This window comes from Streptococcus oralis, from assembly GCF_026782085.1.
Taxonomy (GTDB): Bacteria; Bacillota; Bacilli; order Lactobacillales; family Streptococcaceae; genus Streptococcus; species Streptococcus oralis_DA.
In genome coordinates this window covers 654723-675466 of the sequence record NZ_JAKUVW010000004.1, presented here as the reverse complement: position 1 = coordinate 675466, position 20744 = coordinate 654723, and the positions used below count along the sequence as shown (strand labels likewise).

General features: G+C 40.3%; 21 protein-coding genes. 20 read left to right on the top strand and 1 reads right to left on the bottom strand.

Annotated features, from left to right (window positions below):
• Position 1 precedes the first annotated feature (1 nt).
• The gene (locus tag MK395_RS05515; RefSeq protein ID WP_268711449.1) at positions 2–847 is read right to left on the bottom strand and encodes a DegV family protein; all 846 of its coding nucleotides are present in this window, start codon (positions 845–847) and stop codon (positions 2–4) included.
• A 124-nt stretch (positions 848–971) separates the two neighbouring features.
• Here MK395_RS05515 and MK395_RS05510 point away from each other — a divergent pair, with 124 nt between their 5' ends.
• The 20 genes from MK395_RS05510 to MK395_RS05415 all read left to right on the top strand — a co-directional run bounded on the left by MK395_RS05510 (position 972) and on the right by MK395_RS05415 (position 20706).
• Positions 972–1529, top strand: coding sequence for a TetR/AcrR family transcriptional regulator (locus MK395_RS05510; RefSeq protein ID WP_000003897.1), 558 nt, complete (start codon positions 972–974; stop codon positions 1527–1529).
• Positions 1530–1547: 18 nt separating this feature from the next.
• Positions 1548–2015, top strand: a complete 468-nt coding sequence (locus MK395_RS05505) for a deoxycytidylate deaminase (protein WP_000136994.1) — start codon at positions 1548–1550, stop codon at positions 2013–2015.
• Between the two features lie 88 nt (positions 2016–2103).
• Positions 2104–2733 carry a uracil phosphoribosyltransferase gene (gene upp, locus MK395_RS05500; RefSeq protein WP_000515974.1) on the top strand — a complete coding sequence of 210 codons (630 nt, stop codon included), beginning with the start codon at positions 2104–2106 and terminating at the stop codon, positions 2731–2733.
• A gap of 173 nt (positions 2734–2906) precedes the next feature.
• The gene (gene clpP, locus MK395_RS05495) at positions 2907–3497 is read left to right on the top strand and encodes an ATP-dependent Clp protease proteolytic subunit ClpP (RefSeq protein ID WP_000613466.1); all 591 of its coding nucleotides are present in this window, start codon (positions 2907–2909) and stop codon (positions 3495–3497) included.
• A gap of 78 nt (positions 3498–3575) precedes the next feature.
• A complete protein-coding gene (locus tag MK395_RS05490; protein WP_084849436.1) occupies positions 3576–3845 on the top strand; it encodes a YlbG family protein in 270 nt (89 codons plus the stop codon).
• Between the two features lie 87 nt (positions 3846–3932).
• Positions 3933–5093 (top strand): ABC transporter substrate-binding protein, encoded by a 1161-nt coding sequence (locus MK395_RS05485; protein WP_000726133.1) that lies wholly within the window; start codon positions 3933–3935, stop codon positions 5091–5093.
• Positions 5094–5212: 119 nt separating this feature from the next.
• Positions 5213–6082 carry a branched-chain amino acid ABC transporter permease gene (locus MK395_RS05480; protein WP_000941413.1) on the top strand — a complete coding sequence of 290 codons (870 nt, stop codon included), beginning with the start codon at positions 5213–5215 and terminating at the stop codon, positions 6080–6082.
• 3 nt (positions 6083–6085) lie between these two features.
• Positions 6086–7042: a branched-chain amino acid ABC transporter permease gene (locus MK395_RS05475; protein ID WP_000856262.1), complete on the top strand. Its 957-nt coding sequence runs from the start codon at positions 6086–6088 to the stop codon at positions 7040–7042.
• Positions 7042–7806: an ABC transporter ATP-binding protein gene (locus tag MK395_RS05470; RefSeq protein WP_268711448.1), complete on the top strand. Its 765-nt coding sequence runs from the start codon at positions 7042–7044 to the stop codon at positions 7804–7806. The genes MK395_RS05475 and MK395_RS05470 overlap by 1 nt, the downstream gene beginning before the upstream one ends.
• A complete protein-coding gene (locus MK395_RS05465; protein WP_000062204.1) occupies positions 7806–8516 on the top strand; it encodes an ABC transporter ATP-binding protein in 711 nt (236 codons plus the stop codon). The genes MK395_RS05470 and MK395_RS05465 overlap by 1 nt, the downstream gene beginning before the upstream one ends.
• 403 nt (positions 8517–8919) lie before the next feature.
• Positions 8920–10698, top strand: a complete 1779-nt coding sequence (locus MK395_RS05460; protein ID WP_268711447.1) for a phosphotransferase — start codon at positions 8920–8922, stop codon at positions 10696–10698.
• Position 10699: 1 nt separating this feature from the next.
• Complete coding sequence (locus MK395_RS05455; RefSeq protein WP_000859102.1) at positions 10700–10885, top strand: hypothetical protein; 186 nt, start codon at positions 10700–10702, stop codon at positions 10883–10885.
• Position 10886: 1 nt separating this feature from the next.
• A complete protein-coding gene (locus MK395_RS05450; RefSeq protein WP_268711446.1) occupies positions 10887–12314 on the top strand; it encodes a cytosine permease in 1428 nt (475 codons plus the stop codon).
• A gap of 152 nt (positions 12315–12466) precedes the next feature.
• Positions 12467–13123, top strand: coding sequence for a CBS domain-containing protein (locus MK395_RS05445; protein ID WP_084875556.1), 657 nt, complete (start codon positions 12467–12469; stop codon positions 13121–13123).
• 110 nt (positions 13124–13233) lie between these two features.
• A protein-coding gene (gene prfB, locus MK395_RS05440; protein WP_142357139.1) for a peptide chain release factor 2 occupies positions 13234–14329 on the top strand; the annotation gives its coding sequence in 2 pieces (ribosomal slippage) (positions 13234–13305 and positions 13307–14329; 1095 coding nt in all).
• Positions 14330–14346: 17 nt separating this feature from the next.
• Positions 14347–15039 carry a cell division ATP-binding protein FtsE gene (ftsE, locus tag MK395_RS05435; protein WP_000022271.1) on the top strand — a complete coding sequence of 231 codons (693 nt, stop codon included), beginning with the start codon at positions 14347–14349 and terminating at the stop codon, positions 15037–15039.
• Positions 15032–15958: a permease-like cell division protein FtsX gene (gene ftsX, locus MK395_RS05430; protein ID WP_000625557.1), complete on the top strand. Its 927-nt coding sequence runs from the start codon at positions 15032–15034 to the stop codon at positions 15956–15958. Before ftsE ends, ftsX begins: the two co-directional genes overlap by 8 nt.
• A 218-nt stretch (positions 15959–16176) precedes the next feature.
• Positions 16177–18363 (top strand): PTS transporter subunit IIBC, encoded by a 2187-nt coding sequence (locus tag MK395_RS05425; protein WP_000974084.1) that lies wholly within the window; start codon positions 16177–16179, stop codon positions 18361–18363.
• A gap of 51 nt (positions 18364–18414) precedes the next feature.
• On the top strand, positions 18415–19230 hold the full coding sequence (locus tag MK395_RS05420) for an endonuclease/exonuclease/phosphatase family protein (RefSeq protein ID WP_049485409.1): 816 nt from the start codon (positions 18415–18417) through the stop codon (positions 19228–19230).
• A gap of 132 nt (positions 19231–19362) precedes the next feature.
• The gene (locus MK395_RS05415) at positions 19363–20706 is read left to right on the top strand and encodes a DEAD/DEAH box helicase (protein ID WP_008284610.1); all 1344 of its coding nucleotides are present in this window, start codon (positions 19363–19365) and stop codon (positions 20704–20706) included.
• Positions 20707–20744: the final 38 nt, after the last annotated feature.

Genomic DNA, 20744 nt, shown 5'->3' with positions numbered 1-20744 from the left:
CTTAGTTAATTTCATATCCCATTAACAAACCGCCATCTTCTGCATAGAAACTACAGAGACCAGACGTTGGGATGATTTTGATATCCGCTTGTGGGAAGGTTTCAAGCAAGCGTTCTGACAATTGCTGACAGAATTTTTCATTGCTGCAATGAGCCATGACGATACGGCCACCAGCGTAGCCAGCCTTGATGAGTTCTTCATAGGCTGCTTGAAGGGATTTTTTTGGTCCACGCGCTTTTTGTAGCAGTTCTAAGGTTCCAGTTTCACTTGCTTCCCCAACCATACGGATGTTGAGAAGGCCAACAACTGTACCGATCAGCTTACTCAAACGGCCATTCTTGACCAAGTTATCAACTTTAGCAAGAACAAAGAGCAATTTCGTTTTTTCTTGGTAGCCTGTAATAGCTTCAACAATTTCTTCAAAAGAAAGTCCTTGATCAATCAAACTATTGATTTTCTCGACAATCAAGTCAACCTCACCACCTGCAGACAATGTATCGATCACATGAATCTGAGTGTCAGGATGTTCTTCCAGATAGATATTCTTAGCGAGCTGTGCACTATTATGGCTACCTGAAAGAGTACCAGTGATAGTAACGACAAAGATATGCTTAGCACCTTCAAATGCACGCAAGTAATCATCAGGGCTAGGACAAGCTGATTTTGAAGCCTCAGAAGTCGCATACATGGTTTCCATCATGTGGTCAATGTTAAGATTGGCATCATCGATAAAGACCTGATCAGCTACTTGAATTGTTAAAGGAACACTAACAAATTCAGTATCAATAGCAGGAGTTGGCAGTTGACGATAATCACAACCAGAGTCAGCTACAATCTTCCAAGTCATAGAAATTCTCCATCTTTGTCACTTATACATTGACAAAGGTTCTGTCTTTTTTTACAATTATATCATGAAATCCCTTGAAACAAAAGTACCACCTCTCTGTTGTCACAAGTAGAAAGAAATTGTTATGTCTGAACGTAAAATATCTGAAAAATCTCTTGAAAATCTCAGAAAATCAAATCAAGAATCCAATTTTTTAACCAGAGAAGCAATCGAGACGGCTCTTTTGCAGCTTCTAGAGAAAAAAGACTTGGCTAAGATCAGCATTTCGGAGCTGGTCAAACGTGCGGGTGTCTCTCGTGCTGCCTTCTATCGTAACTATGACTCCAAAGAAGAGATTTTGGAAAGTGTTTTTAAACGCAGTGTCCATAACATTATGGAACAGTTGAGCCACTACGATGTCAAAACCGATCTTTATCTAGTCTGGGTACACCTTTTCCGCGCAGCTAAGAAAGAAGCCAAGGTTATCCAACTTGCTCTGGACTATCATTTGGAAAAGATTTTTGTCCAAGCCATGCAGGAATTTCTAGAAAAATACCACGGAAAGTCAAAAGGCGTTAGCAGCTACCTTCATTCCTTTTGGAGCTCTGCCATCGTATCGGTTCTGCTCAAATGGATCAAGGATGGCATGAAGGTTCCAGCTGAAAAGATTGCCGATTTACGCTTGCCATTTTTCAAAAAATAGGGGATAAGGAGAAGACTTATGACAGAAAAAAGACTGGCTTGGGATGAGTACTTTGCAGCCCAGGCTTTACTGATTGCCAATCGTTCGACCTGCAAACGTGCCAAGGTGGGAGCTGTCCTCGTTAAGGACAATAAAGTCATTTCAACAGGCTACAATGGTTCTGTATCGGGAACGGAGCACTGTATCGACCACGAATGTCTGGTCATTGAAGGACACTGTGTCCGAACCCTTCACGCCGAGGTCAATGCTATCTTGCAAGGAGCCGAACGAGGGGTTCCCAGAGGATTTACAGCCTATGTGACCCATTTCCCTTGTCTGAACTGCACCAAACAACTGCTTCAGGTTGGTTGCAAGCGCGTGGTTTATATCAACCAGTACCGAATGGATGACTATGCCCAGTACCTTTATCAAGAAAAAGGCACCGAGTTGACCCATTTACCATTAGAGACTGTTCAGACAGCTCTTCAAGAGGCAGATTTGATTTAAAAATTAATTAAAATAAATGGTTTAGACAGCTTTTTAAACCGTTTTTTGATATAATAAGAAGAATAAATTGAAAGAAGGAACTCAGAAAATGGGAAAAATTGAAGTCATTAATCATCCACTCATTCAACACAAATTGTCAATCTTGCGTCGTACAGACACTTCTACAAAAGCTTTTCGTGAACTAGTAGACGAGATTGCAATGTTGATGGGATATGAAGTACTTCGTGATCTTCCACTTGAAGACGTGGAAATCGAAACACCTATCACAAAGACCGTTCAAAAACAATTGGCTGGTAAAAAATTGGCGATTGTCCCAATCTTGCGTGCAGGTATCGGGATGGTAGATGGACTATTGAGCTTGGTTCCAGCAGCAAAAGTTGGACACATTGGTATGTACCGTGATGAAGAAACCCTTCAACCAGTTGAATACTTGGTGAAATTACCTGAGGATATTGACCAACGTCAAATCTTTGTCGTTGATCCAATGTTGGCAACAGGTGGCTCAGCAATCTTGGCAGTAGATTCGCTTAAAAAACGTGGCGCTTCAAATATCAAGTTTGTCTGCCTAGTATCTGCTCCAGAAGGAGTGAAAGCTCTTCAAGAAGCACACCCAGATGTAGAAATCTTTACAGCAGCCTTGGATGAACGCTTGAACGAACACGGTTATATCGTTCCAGGTCTTGGAGATGCTGGAGACCGCTTGTTCGGTACTAAATAAAATCCCAAAGTAAATAGTGAAACTAGAAGTTCGTTTTTAACTTGAAAGGAGGTTGAGTTTTTGTTTCTGTTTAGAGAATAGAGCAAAAATTTGACCTTTTTTGACCAAAAAGATATAATAGTTCTGTATTGAGTCGTAAGACTAAGAAAATTCAACATTAAAAGGAGAAATGAATGATTCCTGTAGTTATTGAACAAACAAGCCGTGGAGAACGTTCCTATGATATTTACTCTCGTCTTCTGAAAGACCGCATCATCATGCTAACAGGTCCAGTTGAAGACAACATGGCCAACTCCGTTATCGCCCAATTACTTTTCTTGGATGCCCAAGACAGCACAAAAGATATTTACCTTTATGTCAATACACCTGGGGGCTCTGTTTCAGCTGGTTTGGCAATCGTTGATACCATGAACTTTATCAAGGCAGATGTCCAAACAATCGTTATGGGGATGGCTGCATCCATGGGGACTGTTATTGCATCAAGTGGCGCCAAAGGCAAACGTTTCATGCTTCCAAATGCAGAGTACATGATTCACCAACCAATGGGTGGTACAGGTGGTGGTACCCAACAAACCGATATGGCAATCGCTGCAGAGCACTTGCTTAAAACTCGTAAGACATTGGAGCAAATCCTTGCAGATAACTCTGGTAAATCAGTCGAGCAAATTCATGCAGATGCGGAACGTGATTACTGGATGAGTGCCCAAGAAACACTTGAATATGGCTTTATTGATGAAATCATGGCCAACAATTCTTTGAACTAATAATGCATGAAAGCAAACTCGACGGAGTTTGCTTTTTTTGATATAATAGGATAAGATTTCTTAGAAAGAGGCTTCCTCATGTTTGAAAAAACAAATCGATCAGGATTAATCATCTATCTCTACTATAATCGAGATGCAAAAAAACTTCAGGAATACGGTGATATCTGTTACCATTCCAAAAAACATCGTTACTTGCAGCTCTATGTTCCAACTGAGGAGTTAGATGACTTAGTTGAGAGATTAGGTAAGGAAAGATATATCAAGAAAATTAGACGTTGCCATATTCAAGAGCTAGAAACTCCCTTCGTTAGGAATCTCTATCGGACTGAAGAAAACGTTATCATTTAAAAAGTTAAACAAATACATTGACAATTTTCTGATAATTCGGTATATTCTTAACATACAATTTTTGAAACAACTATAAGGAGATTAAAAATGAAGAAAAAATTTGCCCTATCTTTTGTGGCTCTTGCTAGTGTGGCTCTTCTTGCTGCCTGTGGAGAGGTCAAGTCAGGAGCGTCAAACACAACTGGAAATCCAGTAGACGAAAAAACAATTAAAATCGGTTTTAACTTTGAAGAGACAGGTGCTGTGGCAGCTTATGGTACAGCTGAACAAAAAGGTGCCCAACTTGCTGTAGACGAAATCAACGCTGCAGGTGGAATTGATGGAAAACAAATCGAAGTTGTAGACAAAGACAACAAGTCAGAAACTGCTGAAGCAGCTTCTGTTACAACAAACCTTGTTACCCAATCAAAAGTAGCAGCTATTGTAGGACCTGCGACATCTGGTGCAACTGCTGCAGCTGTAGCTAACGCTACAAAAGCTGGAGTGCCATTGATTTCACCAAGTGCTACTCAAGACGGTTTGACTAAAGGTCAAGATTACCTATTTATCGGAACATTCCAAGATAGCTTCCAAGGGAAGATTATTTCTAACTATGTAACAAACAAATTGAATGCTAAGAAGGTTGTTCTTTATACTGACAATGCTAGTGACTATGCAAAAGGTATTGCTAAATCATTCCGCGAATCCTACAAGGGTGAGATTGTAGCAGATGAAACGTTTGTAGCAGGTGATACAGACTTCCAAGCAGCCCTTACTAAAATGAAAGGCAAAGAGTTTGATGCTATCGTTGTTCCAGGTTACTACACAGAAGCAGGTAAAATTGTAAACCAAGCTCGTGGTATGGGAATTGATAAACCAATCGTTGGTGGTGATGGATTTAACGGTGAAGAATTTGTTCAACAAGCAACTGCTGAAAGAGCATCAAACATTTACTTCATCTCTGGATTCTCCACCACAGTTGATGTTTCTGCAAAAGCTAAAGCTTTCCTTGAAGCATACCGTGCTAAATACAACGAAGAGCCTTCAACATTCTCAGCTTTAGCCTATGACTCAGTTTACCTAGTAGCAAATGCTGCAAAAGGTGCTAAAAACTCAGGTGAAATCAAGGACAACCTTGCTAAAACCAAAGATTTTGATGGTGTAACTGGTCAGACAAGCTTTGATGCTGACCACAATACAGTGAAAACTGCTTACATGATGACCATGAACAATGGTAAAGTTGAAGAAGCAGAAGTTGTAAAACCATAACATTAGAATAGTAATTGAAATGGGGAATGAGCCTTTGACTCACTCCCTGTTTCGGTGTTTATGAACTTGTGAAAATAATGAAATTTTCTAAAAAATAACGATAGAAAAGAGTGAATGCTATGCTCCAACAACTTGTGAATGGTCTAATTCTGGGTAGTGTTTATGCACTTTTGGCTCTGGGTTATACCATGGTTTATGGAATTATCAAACTCATCAACTTCGCCCACGGTGATATTTACATGATGGGTGCCTTTATTGGTTACTTTTTGATTAATTCTTTCCAAATGGATTTCTTTTTAGCTTTAATTATTTCAATGGCAGGAACCGCACTACTTGGTGTTGTGATTGAGTTTCTTGCCTACCGTCCTTTACGACACTCTACACGTATTGCTGTATTGATTACTGCCATCGGAGTGTCTTTCCTACTGGAATACGGAATGGTTTATCTAGTGGGCGCCAATACTCGTGCCTTCCCTCAAGCAATTGAAACAGTCCGCTTTGACTTGGGACCAATTAGCTTGACAAATGTTCAATTGATGATTTTAGCAGTTTCTGTACTCTTGATGGTTTTATTGCAATTGATCGTCCAAAAAACAAAAATGGGGAAAGCCATGCGTGCGGTATCAGTTGATAGTGACGCAGCTCAATTGATGGGAATTAATGTAAATCGTACAATCAGCTTTACCTTTGCTTTGGGTTCAGCTCTTGCTGGTGCAGCAGGTGTCCTCATTGCCCTTTACTACAACTCTCTTGAACCTTTGATGGGCGTGACTCCAGGTCTAAAATCATTCGTTGCGGCCGTACTCGGTGGTATCGGGATTATTCCTGGTGCAGCTCTAGGGGGATTTGTGATTGGCTTGTTGGAAACATTTGCTACTGCCTTCGGTATGTCTGATTTCCGTGATGCCATCGTATATGGAATCTTGCTTTTGATTCTGATTGTTCGACCTGCAGGTATCCTTGGTAAGAATGTGAAAGAGAAGGTGTAAACAATGAAGACAAATCTTAAAGTAAATATTCTCTGGTTATTCCTTCTATTAGCGGGTTATGGATTGATTAGTGTACTGGTTTCTGCTGGTGTTCTCAATCTATTCCATGTCCAAATTTTAGAACAAATTGGGATTAATATCATCCTTGCAGTAGGCTTGAACTTAATCGTTGGTTTTTCAGGACAATTCTCACTTGGTCATGCAGGTTTTATGGCGATTGGGGCTTATGCAGCAGCGATTATTGGTTCAAAATCACCAACCTATGGTGCCTTCTTTGGAGCGATGGTCTTGGGCGCTTTGATTTCTGGTGCAGTCGCTTTGCTCGTTGGGATTCCAACACTCCGTTTGAAGGGTGACTACCTGGCTGTTGCGACACTAGGTGTTTCAGAAATCATTCGTATCTTTATTATTAATGGTGGTAGTTTGACCAACGGTGCTGCTGGTATCTTGGGTATTCCAAACTTTACCAACTGGCAAATGGTTTATCTATTTGTGGTAATCACAACTATTGCAACTCTCAACTTCCTACGTAGTCCAATTGGACGCTCTACTCTATCTGTTCGTGAGGATGAGATTGCTGCAGAGTCCGTTGGGGTAAACACTACAAAGATCAAGATAATCGCTTTTGTCTTTGGTGCCATTACAGCTAGTATTGCTGGTTCACTTCAGGCCGGTTTTATCGGATCTGTTGTTCCAAAAGATTACACCTTTATTAATTCCATCAACGTGTTGATTATCGTTGTGTTTGGTGGACTTGGATCCATTACTGGTACCATCGTTTCAGCGATTGTTTTAGGAATTTTAAATATGCTCCTTCAAGATGTTGCTAGCGTACGTATGATTATCTACGCCTTGGCTCTTGTATTGGTCATGATTTTCAGACCAGGTGGACTTCTTGGGACATGGGAATTGAGTCTATCACGTTTCTTTAAAAAATCGAAGAAGGAGGGACAAAACTAATGGCATTACTTGAAGTTAAACAGTTAACCAAACATTTTGGCGGTCTAACAGCTGTTGGAGATGTCACTCTTGAATTGAACGAGGGAGAATTGGTTGGTCTGATTGGACCAAATGGTGCTGGTAAAACAACCCTTTTCAATCTCTTGACCGGTGTTTATGAACCAAGCGAAGGTACTGTGACACTAGATGGACACCTCCTAAATGGGAAAACTCCCTATAAGATTGCTTCACTTGGTCTCAGTCGTACCTTCCAAAATATTCGTTTGTTCAAGGACTTGACAGTTTTGGAAAATGTTTTGATTGCATTTAGCAATCATCATAAACAACATGTCCTTGCGAGCTTCCTACGCCTACCAGCTTTTTATAAGAATGAGGAAGAATTAAAAAGCAAAGCTTTGGACTTGCTGAAGATTTTTGATTTGGATGGTGACGCAAATACTCTTGCCAAGAATCTGGCCTATGGTCAACAACGTCGATTAGAAATTGTTCGTGCTCTGGCAACTGAACCTAAGATCCTCTTTTTGGACGAACCTGCAGCTGGTATGAATCCACAAGAAACAGCTGAATTGACAGAATTGATCCGTCGTATCAAAGATGAATTTAAAATTACCATCATGCTCATCGAACATGACATGAATTTGGTTATGGAAGTCACTGAGCGTATCTATGTTCTTGAATATGGTCGTTTGATTGCTCAGGGGACTCCGGATGAGATCAAGAACAACAAACGCGTTATTGAAGCTTATCTAGGAGGTGAAGCCTAATGTCTATGTTAAAAGTTGAAAACCTCTCTGTGCATTACGGTATGATCCAAGCAGTTCGTGATGTAAGTTTCGAGGTTAATGAAGGTGAAGTTGTTTCCCTTATCGGTGCCAATGGTGCCGGTAAAACAACCATTCTTCGTACCCTTTCAGGTTTGGTTCGTCCAAGTGCTGGTAAAATTGAGTTTTTGGGAAAAGAGATTCAAAAGTTGCCAGCGCAAAAGATCGTGGCAGGTGGTCTTTCACAAGTTCCTGAAGGACGCCATGTTTTCCCAGGTTTGACTGTTATGGAAAACTTAGAAATGGGAGCCTTTTTAAAGAAAAATCGTGAAGAAAATCAAGCCAACTTGAAAAAAGTCTTTTCACGTTTCCCTCGTCTTGAAGAGCGTAAAAACCAAGATGCGGCAACTCTTTCAGGTGGTGAACAGCAGATGCTGGCTATGGGACGCGCTCTCATGTCTACACCTAAGCTCCTTCTCTTGGATGAGCCGTCAATGGGACTTGCCCCGATCTTTATCCAAGAAATTTTTGATATCATTCAAGATATTCAGAAGCAAGGAACAACGGTTCTCCTAATTGAACAGAACGCTAACAAGGCCCTTGCTATCTCTGACCGAGGTTATGTACTTGAAACAGGAAAGATTGTCCTATCGGGAACAGGAAAAGAACTCGCAGCATCAGATGAAGTCAGAAAAGCATATCTAGGTGGCTAAAAAGGTCCGGGGGACCTTTTTAGTCGGTAGATAGAGATTGCGTAGCAATCATCAGATCCACTGGATTGTTTTAGTCGGAGGATAAGAATTGTGCAGCTATTCTCCTTTAGTCTGGTAGACTAGTTTAGGTTGTGGATGGAGATTGCGAACGCAATCTCTCTATAGTCCGGGGGACCTTTTTAGTTGGCGGATAAGGATTGCAGCCAAGCGACACCTAATACGACTACTTATCAAAATATAAAATATTTCAGGGCTCCAGAATAAGGAGCTCTTTTATTTATATGTTTTTTGAGGAAAGGGAAGAAGGCCTTAATTTTTACTCATTGTTTTCCTATTTGAATTGACAGTCCTTTTTGTTCATATTATAATATGAGTAAGAGAAAATTGAACAGGAGGACTGAGAATGGTAACAGAAAAACAATTTAAACTTTTGCGTTTTATGTTGATACATAAAGAAAAGACATTTACTCAGCGACAGTTAGCTGAAGAGTTAGACCTATCTTTAGGAACAATCAACACATTATTGAAAAAACTGAAAGAAGAGAAGTGGGTTGATGAGGAGCTTCACTTAACTGAACTAGGTCAGAAAGTTTTAGACCCCTATCGAGTAAAAAATGCCATTATAATGGCTGCTGGCATGAGTAGCCGTTTTGCTCCTTTGTCTTATGAGATTCCCAAAGGATTGCTTCAAGTCAAGGGTGAACGCTTGATAGAGAGGGAAATCAGACAGCTGCAAGAAGCAGGAATAGAAGATATAACCGTTATTGTAGGCTATCTTCAAGAAAAAATGTTCTATCTTGCAGAGAAGTTTGGTGTAAAAATTGTAGTGAATAATGATTACTACAAATACAATAACTGTTCGTCTCTTATGTTGGTTAAAGATCAACTTTCCAACACGTATATTTGTTCATCAGATAATTATTTTGTGGAAAATCCTTTTGAGCAATATATTTATAGAGGTTACTACTCGACGATATTTGCAGAAGGTCAAACGGACGAATATTGTGCTATAGAGGATTCGAATCACACCATCATTGATATCCAAATTGGTGGAGAAAATACTTGGGCCATGGTGGGGCACGTTTATTTTGACCGTGCATTTAGCGAGAAATTCAAGGAAATTTTAGAAACCGAGTTTAAGCACGAACCTTATCGGGAACAGCTTTGGGAGGATTATTATAGTCGGCATGTCAAGGAACTCCTTTTAGAAGCTCGTCACTATTCAGCGGATATTGTTAAAGAATTTGATTCACTAGATGAACTCCGTCAATTTGATGAACGTTATTTGGTAAATGCAGACTCAGCTATTATCGATAATATCTGTAAGACATTAAAGTGTGTGGCTTCAGATATTGTCAATATCAAACCTCTAAAAGATGGGTTAACCAACACATCATTTTCATTTGACTGTCTAGGAAAAAGATATGTTTACCGTCATCCGGGCAGGGGAACGGAAAATTATATCGACCGAGCTAGTGAAGCAGCTTCTATGGAAATTGCTGCAAAATTAAAGATTGACCGTACCTTCGTAGCTATGAACAAGGATGAGGGCTGGAAAATTTCAGAATTTATTCCCAATGCTAAGCAACTGGATTATGATAATTGGGATGATGTGGCACAAGCAATGGACCTCTTGAGACGGTTACACCAATCTGGAGAAAAAACGGAACATTCCTTTGACCAATTTGAGGGAATTGATGATTTTAGAGAAAAATTGAAGGCTAGAAATCGATTTGAGTTTGATGGTCTCGAGGAACTGGATAAAACTGTTTCACTTCTCAAAAACTATTTACAGAATGATCCGAAACAGGTTGTCCTTTGTCATGGAGATTCCTATAGTCCTAATTTTTTGTTAAATGAAGCAGGCGAAATAAGCTTGATTGATTGGGAATATTCTGGAATGGGAGAGCCAGCAGGAGATTTGGGAACCTTTATCGCTTGTTCCAATTATTCCGTAGAGGATGCTGAAAAGGTACTGGAATTGTATCTACAAGAAGTACCAGATAGGAAAACCAAGCGTCACTACTTAGCTTATGTAGCAGTGACCTCATATTATTGGTTCTTGTGGGCTTTGTTCCAGGAGAGTGTTGGAAAACCAGTCGGTGAGTTTCTCTACATCTGGTATCGCTATACCAAACAATATGGACAACTGGCTCTTGATTTGTATTTGGAGGAAAACTAAGATGAAAACGACATCCGAAATTGAAGAATTAGTAGCAACTGAAACAAAGAGAAGATTGGAAGAAATGGAGTCGCCAAACTACGAGTTTGTTCAACCCTTCCTAAAAAGTGATTTCATTTTAATCATCTCCATAGTCCTAATCAACCTTATTTTGATTATCTTAGCAATGACGGGAGGAATTCAATAACATGTCTAAAATGAATGACTATATCCAACAAGAAACCATAACAGGAATTGTTCCCATGACCAATAAGGATCGTCAGTATTCTTTTTGGGATCTCTTTCTATCGACAAGTGGTTTTGCCATTGCTACTTGGTGTTACACCCAAGGGGCTTATGTAGCTCAATATCTGACCTTTAATCAAATGTTGATAAATATTTTTAGCTTTAACATTATCTGGGTCTTTATTGAATGTCTTCCTATTTTGTTTGCGGTTAAATATGGAATTGATTTGTGGATTTGGTTGAGAGCTGTTCTAGGAAAAAGAGGTGTAGCCCTGTTATCAACCATTATTAGCTTGGCTAACTTTGGATGGTATGCTGTTGCGGCCAATCTTTTTGCCAGTTCCATGATCCATTTGGCAAATAATTTTGGTCTTGGTTTGGACAAGGGAATATGGGCGCCTATTCTTGGTACCCTCTGTGTTCTGCTTGGAACGCTCATTGCTCTTGGAGGCCCAGAAGTGATTAAATGGACCAATCGCTTCTTGGTTATCGCCTTGTTGATTGTCGGTCTCATTATCGTTGGAATCTGCTTTGTCGCCGTTCCTATAACTGATATTATGAATATCCAACCAGCCACTCAAGGAGATTTGACACCATTAGAACGCTTCATGCTCTCCGGAGAAGGAAATGTTGCCTTCGCTTTTTCTTGGTCTACACAGGCATTGGTTTTACCACGTTTAGCAAAATCAGAACGCAGTGGTTATTGGGCTACAGCCTTATCATACGGAGTTGTTGCGCCCTTCTTCGTTGCGACAGGTGGAGTCATGGCTCTAGCCATGTTTGTCAAAACAAGTGTTTATGAAAGTGATCCAACAACCATGCTATCAACTCTAAGCACCCCGGCCTTTGCTCTCTTAAGTCTACTACTAGTAGCCTTTGCCAATATTGGAACCCAGGGGACAGGATCATACGTGAACTGTATGATTGTCAAAAGTGGGATGCCCAAAGTAAGCTATAAACTAATGGTTTGGATTGCCATGGTTTACGTGAGTCTACTCACTATCTGGGGAGGAGTAGAAGAGTATTTCGGATCCTTTATCTCCCTAGCTGCCTATATTCAGGGGCCAATTATTGGTATGATTGTTGTCGACTATTTTATCTTAAGAAAACGAAAACTCGACTTGCGTTCAGCCTATTTCCTTGAAGGGCATGACGCCTACGAGTTTACTAAAGGATTTAACTTAGTTGGCTTGTCTTGCGTATTTATCTCCTTATTGGTAGCGGTACTATTTGTTTACAACCCTGTAACTGCACAAATTCAAAGTCCAATTTTTTTAATCACAACTGGTAGCGGATTTACTGCAATATTCGGTGGCCTACTATACTGGCTAGCTAGCCTTAGCCCGTTAAAACGTTATATGATAAAAGATCGAGACACTATTACGATTTAAGAAGAGAGGGGACTAAGGTTCCCTCTTAACTTACACTGGCATTTTATGCAAACTTCTCAGATTATTCAAAATCTTGAAAAAGAGATGAAAGCGTTTGATAGATTTTCTAAGAAAGTGTATAATAAAAGTAGCAATATAGAAGGAGAAGTCTCATGGCAGTTAAAGATTTCATGACCCGTAAGGTAGTTTATATCAGTCCAGATACGACTGTAGCACACGCAGCAGATTTGATGCGCGAGCAAGGTTTGCACCGTTTACCTGTTATCGAAAACGATCAATTAGTCGGATTGGTAACAGAAGGAACCATTGCGGAAGCCAGCCCATCTAAAGCAACCAGTCTCTCTATCTATGAGATGAATTATCTTCTGAATAAAACCAAAGTAAAAGATGTAATGATTCGAGATGTCGTGACTGTTTCTGGCTATGCTAGTCTAGAAGATGCAACCTATCTGATGCTGAAAAATAAAATTGGGATATTACCAGTCGTAGACAATCATCAGGTCTACGGTGTCATTACAGACCGCGATGTTTTTCAGGCTTTCTTGGAAATCGCCGGATACGGAGAAGAGGGTATTCGTGTTCGTTTCATTACAGAAAATGAAGTCGGAGTACTGGGAAAAATTGTAGCTCTAATCGTAGAAGAAAATCTAAATATCTCGCACACAGTTAATATTCCGCGTAAGGATGGGAAGGTCGTCATTGAAGTTCAAATTGATGGAAAAATCGATTTGACTTCATTAAAGGATAAGTTTGAAAAAGAAGGAATTCAAGTGGAGGAGATCATTCATACCTCTGCCAAAGTCCTTTAAACCAGAGGCTTTAGGGCCTCTTTTTTTCTGCCACAAAAAGCGGTGAAAAGCAAAATATGGAAAGAAATGAGAGATTATGGTATAATAAAACGATATGAAAAGGAGTATCTATGGACATTTCAGAAATTCGTCAAAAAATTGACGCAAATCGTGAAAAATTAGCTTCTTTTAGGGGGTCTCTTTGACCTCGAAGGCTTAGAGGAAGAGATTGCCATCTTGGAAAACAAGATGACAGAACCTGATTTTTGGAACGATAATATCGCGGCCCAAAAAACGTCGCAAGAATTAAATGAATTAAAAAATACCTACAATACCTTCCGTAAAATGGAAGAGTTGCAGGATGAAGTTGAGATTTTATTGGACTTCTTAGCAGAAGACGAGTCAGTCCATGATGAACTGGTCGAGCAGCTAACCGAGTTGGATAAGATGATGGCCAACTACGAGATGACCCTTCTCTTGTCAGAACCTTATGACCATAATAATGCCATCTTGGAAATTCATCCAGGATCTGGTGGTACTGAGGCTCAGGACTGGGGTGATATGTTGCTCCGCATGTACACTCGTTATGGAAATGCCAAAGGCTTTAAAGTAGAAGTTTTGGATTACCAGGCAGGTGATGAAGCAGGTATCAAGTCTGTGACCTTGTCTTTTGAAGGACCGAATGCTTATGGCCTACTTAAATCAGAAATGGGTGTTCACCGTTTGGTCCGTATTTCACCATTTGACTCTGCCAAACGTCGCCATACTTCCTTTACATCCGTAGAGGTTATGCCTGAACTGGATGATACTATCGAAGTGGAGATTCGTGAAGATGATATCAAAATGGATACCTTCCGTTCAGGTGGTGCTGGTGGACAAAACGTCAATAAAGTTTCAACAGGTGTGCGTTTGACACACATTCCTACAGGAACTGTCGTCCAATCAACGGTCGATCGTACCCAGTATGGAAATAGAGATCGTGCCATGAAGATGTTGCAGGCTAAACTCTATCAGATGGAGCAAGAAAAGAAAGCTGCGGAAGTTGATTCCCTCAAAGGTGAGAAAAAAGAAATTACATGGGGAAGTCAGATTCGTTCTTATGTCTTCACACCTTATACTATGGTAAAAGATCACCGTACAAGCTTTGAAGTTTCCCAAGTAGATAAGGTTATGGATGGAGACCTTGATGGTTTTATCGATGCCTACCTCAAGTGGCGAATTAGCTAAGAAAGAAAGGAACTCATATGTCAATCATTGAAATGAGAGATGTTGTCAAAAAGTATGACAATGGAACGACTGCCCTGCGTGGTGTCTCTGTTACCATTGAACCAGGAGAGTTTGCCTATATCGTAGGACCTTCTGGGGCAGGTAAGTCAACCTTTATTCGAGCTTTATACCGAGAAGTAAAGATCGAAAAAGGAAGCCTATCAGTTGCAGGCTTTAATCTAGTTAAAATCAAGAAGAAAGATATCCCGCTTCTACGTCGTAGTGTCGGGGTTGTCTTTCAAGATTACAAACTCTTGCCTAAGAAAACGGTTTATGAGAATATTGCCTACGCAATGGAAGTTATCGGAGAGAATCGCCGTAACATCAAAAAACGTGTTATGGAAGTATTGGACCTAGTAGGTTTAAAACACAAGGTTCGTTCTTTCCCGAATGAACTCTCAGGTGGAGAACAGCAACGGATTGCGATTGCCCGTGCGATTGTCAACAATCCTAAAGTATTGATTGCTGATGAACCAACAGGAAACTTGGACCCAGATAATTCGTGGGAAATTATGAATCTGTTGGAACGCATCAATCTTCAAGGTACAACTGTTTTGATGGCGACCCACAACAGCCAAATCGTAAATACCTTGCGCCACCGTGTCATTGCCATTGAAAATGGCCGTGTCGTTCGTGACGAAGCTAAAGGAGAATATGGATACGATGATTAGTAGATTTTTTCGCCATTTATTTGAATCATTAAAAAGTTTAAAACGAAATGGCTGGATGACAGTAGCAGCAGTGAGTTCGGTTATGATTACCTTAACACTCGTTGCCTTGTTTGCATCTGTAATTTTTAATACAGCAAAACTGGCTACCGATATTGAAAACAACGTTCGTGTTATGGTCTACATTCGTAAGGATGTAGCAGATAACAGTGAAACGATTGAAAAAGAAGGTCAGACAGTTACCAATAATGACTACCACAAGGTCTATGATGCTTTGAAGGCGATGCCTGCTGTAAAAAGTGTTACCTTCTCAAGTAAAGAAGAACAATACGAGAAACTGACGGAAACCATGGGTGACGATTGGAAGGTCTTTGAAGGGGATGCAAATCCTCTCTATGATGCCTATATCGTCGATACAAATTCTCCAAGTGATGTTAAAACAGTAGCTGAAGAAGCGAAGAAAATTGAGGGAGTATCAGAAGTTCAAGATGGTGGAGCCAACACTCAACGACTTTTCGAACTGGCTTCCTTTATCCGTGTTTGGGGATTGGTTATTGCAGGGCTCTTGATTTTTATCGCAGTCTTCCTCATTTCCAATACCATCCGTATTACCATTATTTCACGTAGTCGTGAGATTCAGATCATGCGTCTTGTTGGAGCGAGAAATGGTTATATCCGTGGCCCATTCTTGCTAGAAGGTGCTTTTATTGGCTTGCTTGGCGCAGCGATTCCCTCAGTTCTTGTATTCTTTGTTTACAATATCGTTTATCAATCGGTCAATAAATCCTTGGTAGGTCAAAACTTATCAATGATTACGCCAGATGTGTTTGTCCCTTTGATGACAGTTCTACTATTTGTAATCGGAATTTTCATTGGTTCAATTGGTTCAGGAATTTCGATGCGTCGATTCTTGAAAATCTAATTGGATATAAATGCAAATTGCAGAACAAATCAGAAAAATGATACATTTTTAAAAGAGAAGTTTTCGTAAACTTCTCTTTTTTCTTCTAAAAATTAAAAAAAGTAGACAATTTTTTTATAAAAGCCTTTACAAAAAAAAATAAAGTGGTATAATTGAATTATAAATAAGTGCAAACGTTTTCGTAAAACGTTTGCCTAAAAAATATAAAGGAGATTTGAATGATGAAAGATACATTCAAAAATGTCTTGTCTTTCGAATTTTGGCAAAAATTCGGTAAGGCATTGATGGTGGTTATCGCTGTTATGCCAGCGGCTGGATTGATGATTTCAATCGGTAAGTCGCTTGCATTGATTGACCCAAATCTTGCCCCACTTGTTATTACAGGTGGAATTCTTGAGCAAATCGGTTGGGGAGTTATCGGTAACCTTCATATTTTGTTTGCTCTTGCTATCGGTGGTAGCTGGGCTAAAGAGCGTGCAGGCGGTGCATTTGCAGCAGGACTTGCCTTTATCTTAATCAACCGTATCACTGGTACTATCTTTGGAGTTACAAGTGATATGCTGAAAAACCCTGAGGCTATGGTCACTACCCTCTTTGGAGGCTCAATCAAAGTTTCTGATTACTTCATCAGTGTTCTTGAAGCACCAGCATTGAACATGGGTGTTTTTGTAGGGATTATCTCTGGTTTTGTAGGGGCAACTGCCTTTAACAAATACTACAACTACCGTAAACTTCCTGATGCGCTTTCATTCTTCAATGGGAAACGCTTCGTACCATTCGTTGTCATCCTTCGTTCAGCTATTGCAGCAATTGTACTTGCAGCTTTCTGGCCAGTTGTTCAAACAGGTATCAACAACTTTGGTATCTGGATTGCCAATTCACAAGAAACAGCACCTGTTCTTGCACCATTCTTGTATGGTACTTTGGAACGTTTGCTCTTGCCATTTGGTCTTCACCACATGTTGACTATCCCAATGAACTATACAGCTCTTGGTGGTACTTATGACATTTTAACTGGTGCAGCTAAAGGTACTCAAGTATTCGGTCAAGACCCACTATGGCTTGCATGGGTAACAGACCTTGTAAACCTTAAAGGTACTGATGCTAGTCAATACCAACACTTGTTAGATACTGTTCACCCAGCTCGTTTCAAAGTTGGTCAAATGATCGGTTCATTCGGTATCTTGATGGGTGTCATCGTTGCTATCTACCGCAATGTTGAAGCAGACAAGAAACACCAATACAAAGGAATGATGATTGCAACAGCTCTTGCAACTTTCTTGACAGGGGTTACTGAACCAATCGAATACATGTTCATGTTTGTTGCAACACCTCTTTATCTTGTATATTCTGTTGTTCAAGGTGCTGCCTTCGCTATGGCTGATATTGTTCACCTTCGTGTGCACTCATTCGGTTCAATTGAATTCTTGACTCGTACTCCGCTAGCTATCAACGCTGGTCTTGGTATGGATATCATTAACTTTATCTGGGTAACTGTCCTCTTTGCAGTCATCATGTACTTCATTGCCAACTTCATGATTAAGAAATTCAACTATGCAACTCCAGGACGTAACGGAAACTATGAAACTGCTGAAGGAGCATCAGAAGATGCAACTCCAGGAGAAACAAAAGTTGCAGCAGCTTCTCAAGCTGTAAATATCATTAACCTTCTTGGTGGTCGTGCAAACATCGTAGATGTAGATGCATGTATGACTCGTCTTCGTGTAACTGTTAAGGATGCAGATCGTGTTGGTACTGAGGAACAATGGAAAGCAGAAGGCGCTATGGGTCTTGTCATGAAAGGACAAGGTGTCCAAGCTATCTACGGACCAAAAGCTGACGTATTGAAATCTGATATCCAAGACATCCTTGACTCAGGTGAAGTAATTCCTGAAACTCTTCCAAGCCAAATGACAGAAGCTCAAAAAAATACTGTACATTTTAAAGGTGTAACTGAGGAAGTTTACTCAGTAGCTGACGGTCAAGTTATTGCCTTGGAACAAGTGAAAGATCCAGTCTTTGCTCAAAAAATGATGGGTGATGGTTTTGCAGTAGAACCAGCAAATGGAAACATTGTATCTCCAGTTACAGGTACTGTATCAAGTATCTTCCCAACAAAACATGCACTTGGACTTGTTACTGAATCAGGTCTTGAAGTACTTGTTCATATTGGTTTGGATACTGTAAGCCTTGAAGGAAAACCATTTACTGTTCACGTTTCTGAAGGACAAAAGGTTGCAGCAGGTGATCTTCTTGTTACAGCTGACTTGGATGCTATCCGTGCAGCAGGTCGTGAAACATCAACAGTGGTTGTCTTTACAAATGGTGATGCTATCAAATCAGTTAAATTAGAACAAACAGGTTCTCTTGCAGCTAAAACAGCAGTTGCTAAAGTAGAATTGTAATATACTTGGGGTTGGAAGCTGTTTTCCAACCTCTTGTTTTAGGAGAAAAGCATGAAATTTCTAACACTCAATACCCACAGTTGGATGGAGAAGGAAGCAGAGGAAAAATTCCAAATCTTATTCCAAGACATTCTTGATAAGGATTATGATTTGATTTGTTTCCAAGAAATCAATCAAGAAATGACTTCGCCTGAGGTAGAGGTTAACAATCACTATCAAGCTTTACCATCAGCAGAACCCATTCATCAGGACCACTATGTCCGACTTCTGGTTGAAAAATTGTCTGAGAAAGGGAAAAACTACTACTGGACTTGGGCTTACAATCATATTGGCTATGACCGCTACCATGAAGGCGTAGCCATCTTATCCAAAACACCTATTAAGGCGCGTGAGATTTTAGTATCAGATGTAGATGATCCAACGGACTACCATACTCGTCGCGTTGCCTTGGCTGAGACAGAGGTTGAAGGTAAGGAACTTGCTCTTGCAAGCGTTCATCTCTCTTGGTGGGATAAAGGTTTCCAAGAAGAATGGGCACGATTTGAGGCTGTACTAAAAGAGTTGAAGAAACCTCTAATTTTAGCGGGTGATTTTAATAATCCAGCTGGTCAGGAAGGCTATCAAGCGATTTTAGCTAGCCCATTAGGATTACAAGACGCGTTTGAAGTTGCGAAAGAAAGAAGTGGTAGCTATACCGTTCCACCAGAAATTGATGGCTGGAAAGGCAATACCGAGCCATTACGAATCGACTACGTCTTTACGACCAAAGAGTTAGAAGTAGAGAGTTTGCAAGTAGTTTTTGATGGACAAAATAGTCCACAAGTCAGTGATCATTATGGTTTGAATGCTGTATTGACCTGGAAATAATGAAAGAGGTTGGAACCAGAGAGTTCCAACTTTTTAATCTATTCGAATCTTTACTACAGGACTGAGACTCAAATGGGGCTACTGCAATAGGACAAAATATGGTATAATTGAAAAGATAGAATCGAGGATAGTATGTCATTTAAGAAATTTCAATTTAAAAATTATATAGTAGAAGCCTTGGAGGAGTTAAAATTTACAACTCCGACAGAGGTACAAGAAAAATTAATCCCTATTGTACTGGCAGGTCGTGACTTGGTGGGCGAGTCAAAAACAGGTTCAGGAAAGACCCACACTTTCTTACTACCCATTTTTCAGCAATTAGATGAAACTAGCGATAGTGTGCAAGCGGTCATTACTGCACCAAGTCGTGAGTTGGCTACTCAGATCTACCAAGCAGCCCGTCAGATTGCAGCTCACTCAGATGTCGAAGTTCGTGTGGTTAATTATGTGGGTGGTACGGATAAGGCGCGTCAGATTGAAAAACTTGCCAGCAACCAACCACATATTGTTATCGGAACGCCAGGTCGCATCTATGACTTGGTCAAATCTGGTGATTTGGCTATTCACAAGGCCAAGACCTTTGTAATTGATGAAGCGGATATGACCTTGGATATGGGATTCTTGGAAACCGTTGATAAGATTGCAGGGAGCCTTCCAAAAGACTTGCAATTCATGGTCTTTTCAGCAACTATTCCACAAAAATTGCAACCATTCTTGAAAAAATACTTGTCAAATCCTGTCATGGAAAAAATCAAGACTAAGACAGTCATTTCTGATACGATTGATAATTGGTTGATTTCGACCAAGGGCCGCGACAAGAATGCTCAAATTTACCAGCTGACTCAGTTGATGCAGCCTTATTTGGCAATGATTTTTGTTAACACAAAAACGCGTGCTGATGAGTTACATGCCTACTTGACTGCTCAAGGATTGAAGGTAGCTAAGATTCATGGAGACATTGCTCCTCGTGAACGCAAACGGATCATGAATCAGGTGAAAAATCTGGATTTTGAGTACATTGTCGCAACAGACTTGGCAGCGCGTGGGATTGACATTGAAGGTGTCAGCCATGTTATTAATGATGCCATTCCGCAAGACTTGTCCTTCTTTGTTCACCGTGTTGGACGGACTGGGCGCAACGGACTGCCTGGTACAGCTATTACCCTTTACCAGCCAAGCGATGACTCGGATATCCGTGAGTTGGAGAAATTAGGAATCAAGTTTACTCCTAAGATGGTCAAAGACGGAGAGTTTCAAGATACCTATGACCGTGATCGTCGTGCCAACCGTGAAAAGAAGCAGGATAAGCTTGATATTGAAATGATTGGCTTGGTCAAAAAGAAAAAGAAAAAAGTCAAACCAGGCTATAAGAAGAAGATTCAATGGGCGGTGGATGAAAAACGCCGCAAAACCAAGCGTGCTGAAAATCGCGCACGTGGCCGTGCAGAGCGTAAAGCTAAACGCCAAACATTTTAAAAACTCAGTAGAATCAGGTGATTCTACTGAGTTTTTAT

Coding starts and splice junctions, on each gene's coding strand:
- MK395_RS05515 (WP_268711449.1), bottom strand. CDS start 847: ATGACTTGGAAGATTGTAGCTGACTCTGGTTGTGATTATCGTCAACTG.
- MK395_RS05510 (WP_000003897.1), top strand. CDS start 972: ATGTCTGAACGTAAAATATCTGAAAAATCTCTTGAAAATCTCAGAAAA.
- MK395_RS05505 (WP_000136994.1), top strand. CDS start 1,548: ATGACAGAAAAAAGACTGGCTTGGGATGAGTACTTTGCAGCCCAGGCT.
- upp (WP_000515974.1), top strand. CDS start 2,104: ATGGGAAAAATTGAAGTCATTAATCATCCACTCATTCAACACAAATTG.
- clpP (WP_000613466.1), top strand. CDS start 2,907: ATGATTCCTGTAGTTATTGAACAAACAAGCCGTGGAGAACGTTCCTAT.
- MK395_RS05490 (WP_084849436.1), top strand. CDS start 3,576: ATGTTTGAAAAAACAAATCGATCAGGATTAATCATCTATCTCTACTAT.
- MK395_RS05485 (WP_000726133.1), top strand. CDS start 3,933: ATGAAGAAAAAATTTGCCCTATCTTTTGTGGCTCTTGCTAGTGTGGCT.
- MK395_RS05480 (WP_000941413.1), top strand. CDS start 5,213: ATGCTCCAACAACTTGTGAATGGTCTAATTCTGGGTAGTGTTTATGCA.
- MK395_RS05475 (WP_000856262.1), top strand. CDS start 6,086: ATGAAGACAAATCTTAAAGTAAATATTCTCTGGTTATTCCTTCTATTA.
- MK395_RS05470 (WP_268711448.1), top strand. CDS start 7,042: ATGGCATTACTTGAAGTTAAACAGTTAACCAAACATTTTGGCGGTCTA.
- MK395_RS05465 (WP_000062204.1), top strand. CDS start 7,806: ATGTCTATGTTAAAAGTTGAAAACCTCTCTGTGCATTACGGTATGATC.
- MK395_RS05460 (WP_268711447.1), top strand. CDS start 8,920: ATGGTAACAGAAAAACAATTTAAACTTTTGCGTTTTATGTTGATACAT.
- MK395_RS05455 (WP_000859102.1), top strand. CDS start 10,700: ATGAAAACGACATCCGAAATTGAAGAATTAGTAGCAACTGAAACAAAG.
- MK395_RS05450 (WP_268711446.1), top strand. CDS start 10,887: ATGTCTAAAATGAATGACTATATCCAACAAGAAACCATAACAGGAATT.
- MK395_RS05445 (WP_084875556.1), top strand. CDS start 12,467: ATGGCAGTTAAAGATTTCATGACCCGTAAGGTAGTTTATATCAGTCCA.
- ftsE (WP_000022271.1), top strand. CDS start 14,347: ATGTCAATCATTGAAATGAGAGATGTTGTCAAAAAGTATGACAATGGA.
- ftsX (WP_000625557.1), top strand. CDS start 15,032: ATGATTAGTAGATTTTTTCGCCATTTATTTGAATCATTAAAAAGTTTA.
- MK395_RS05425 (WP_000974084.1), top strand. CDS start 16,177: ATGATGAAAGATACATTCAAAAATGTCTTGTCTTTCGAATTTTGGCAA.
- MK395_RS05420 (WP_049485409.1), top strand. CDS start 18,415: ATGAAATTTCTAACACTCAATACCCACAGTTGGATGGAGAAGGAAGCA.
- MK395_RS05415 (WP_008284610.1), top strand. CDS start 19,363: ATGTCATTTAAGAAATTTCAATTTAAAAATTATATAGTAGAAGCCTTG.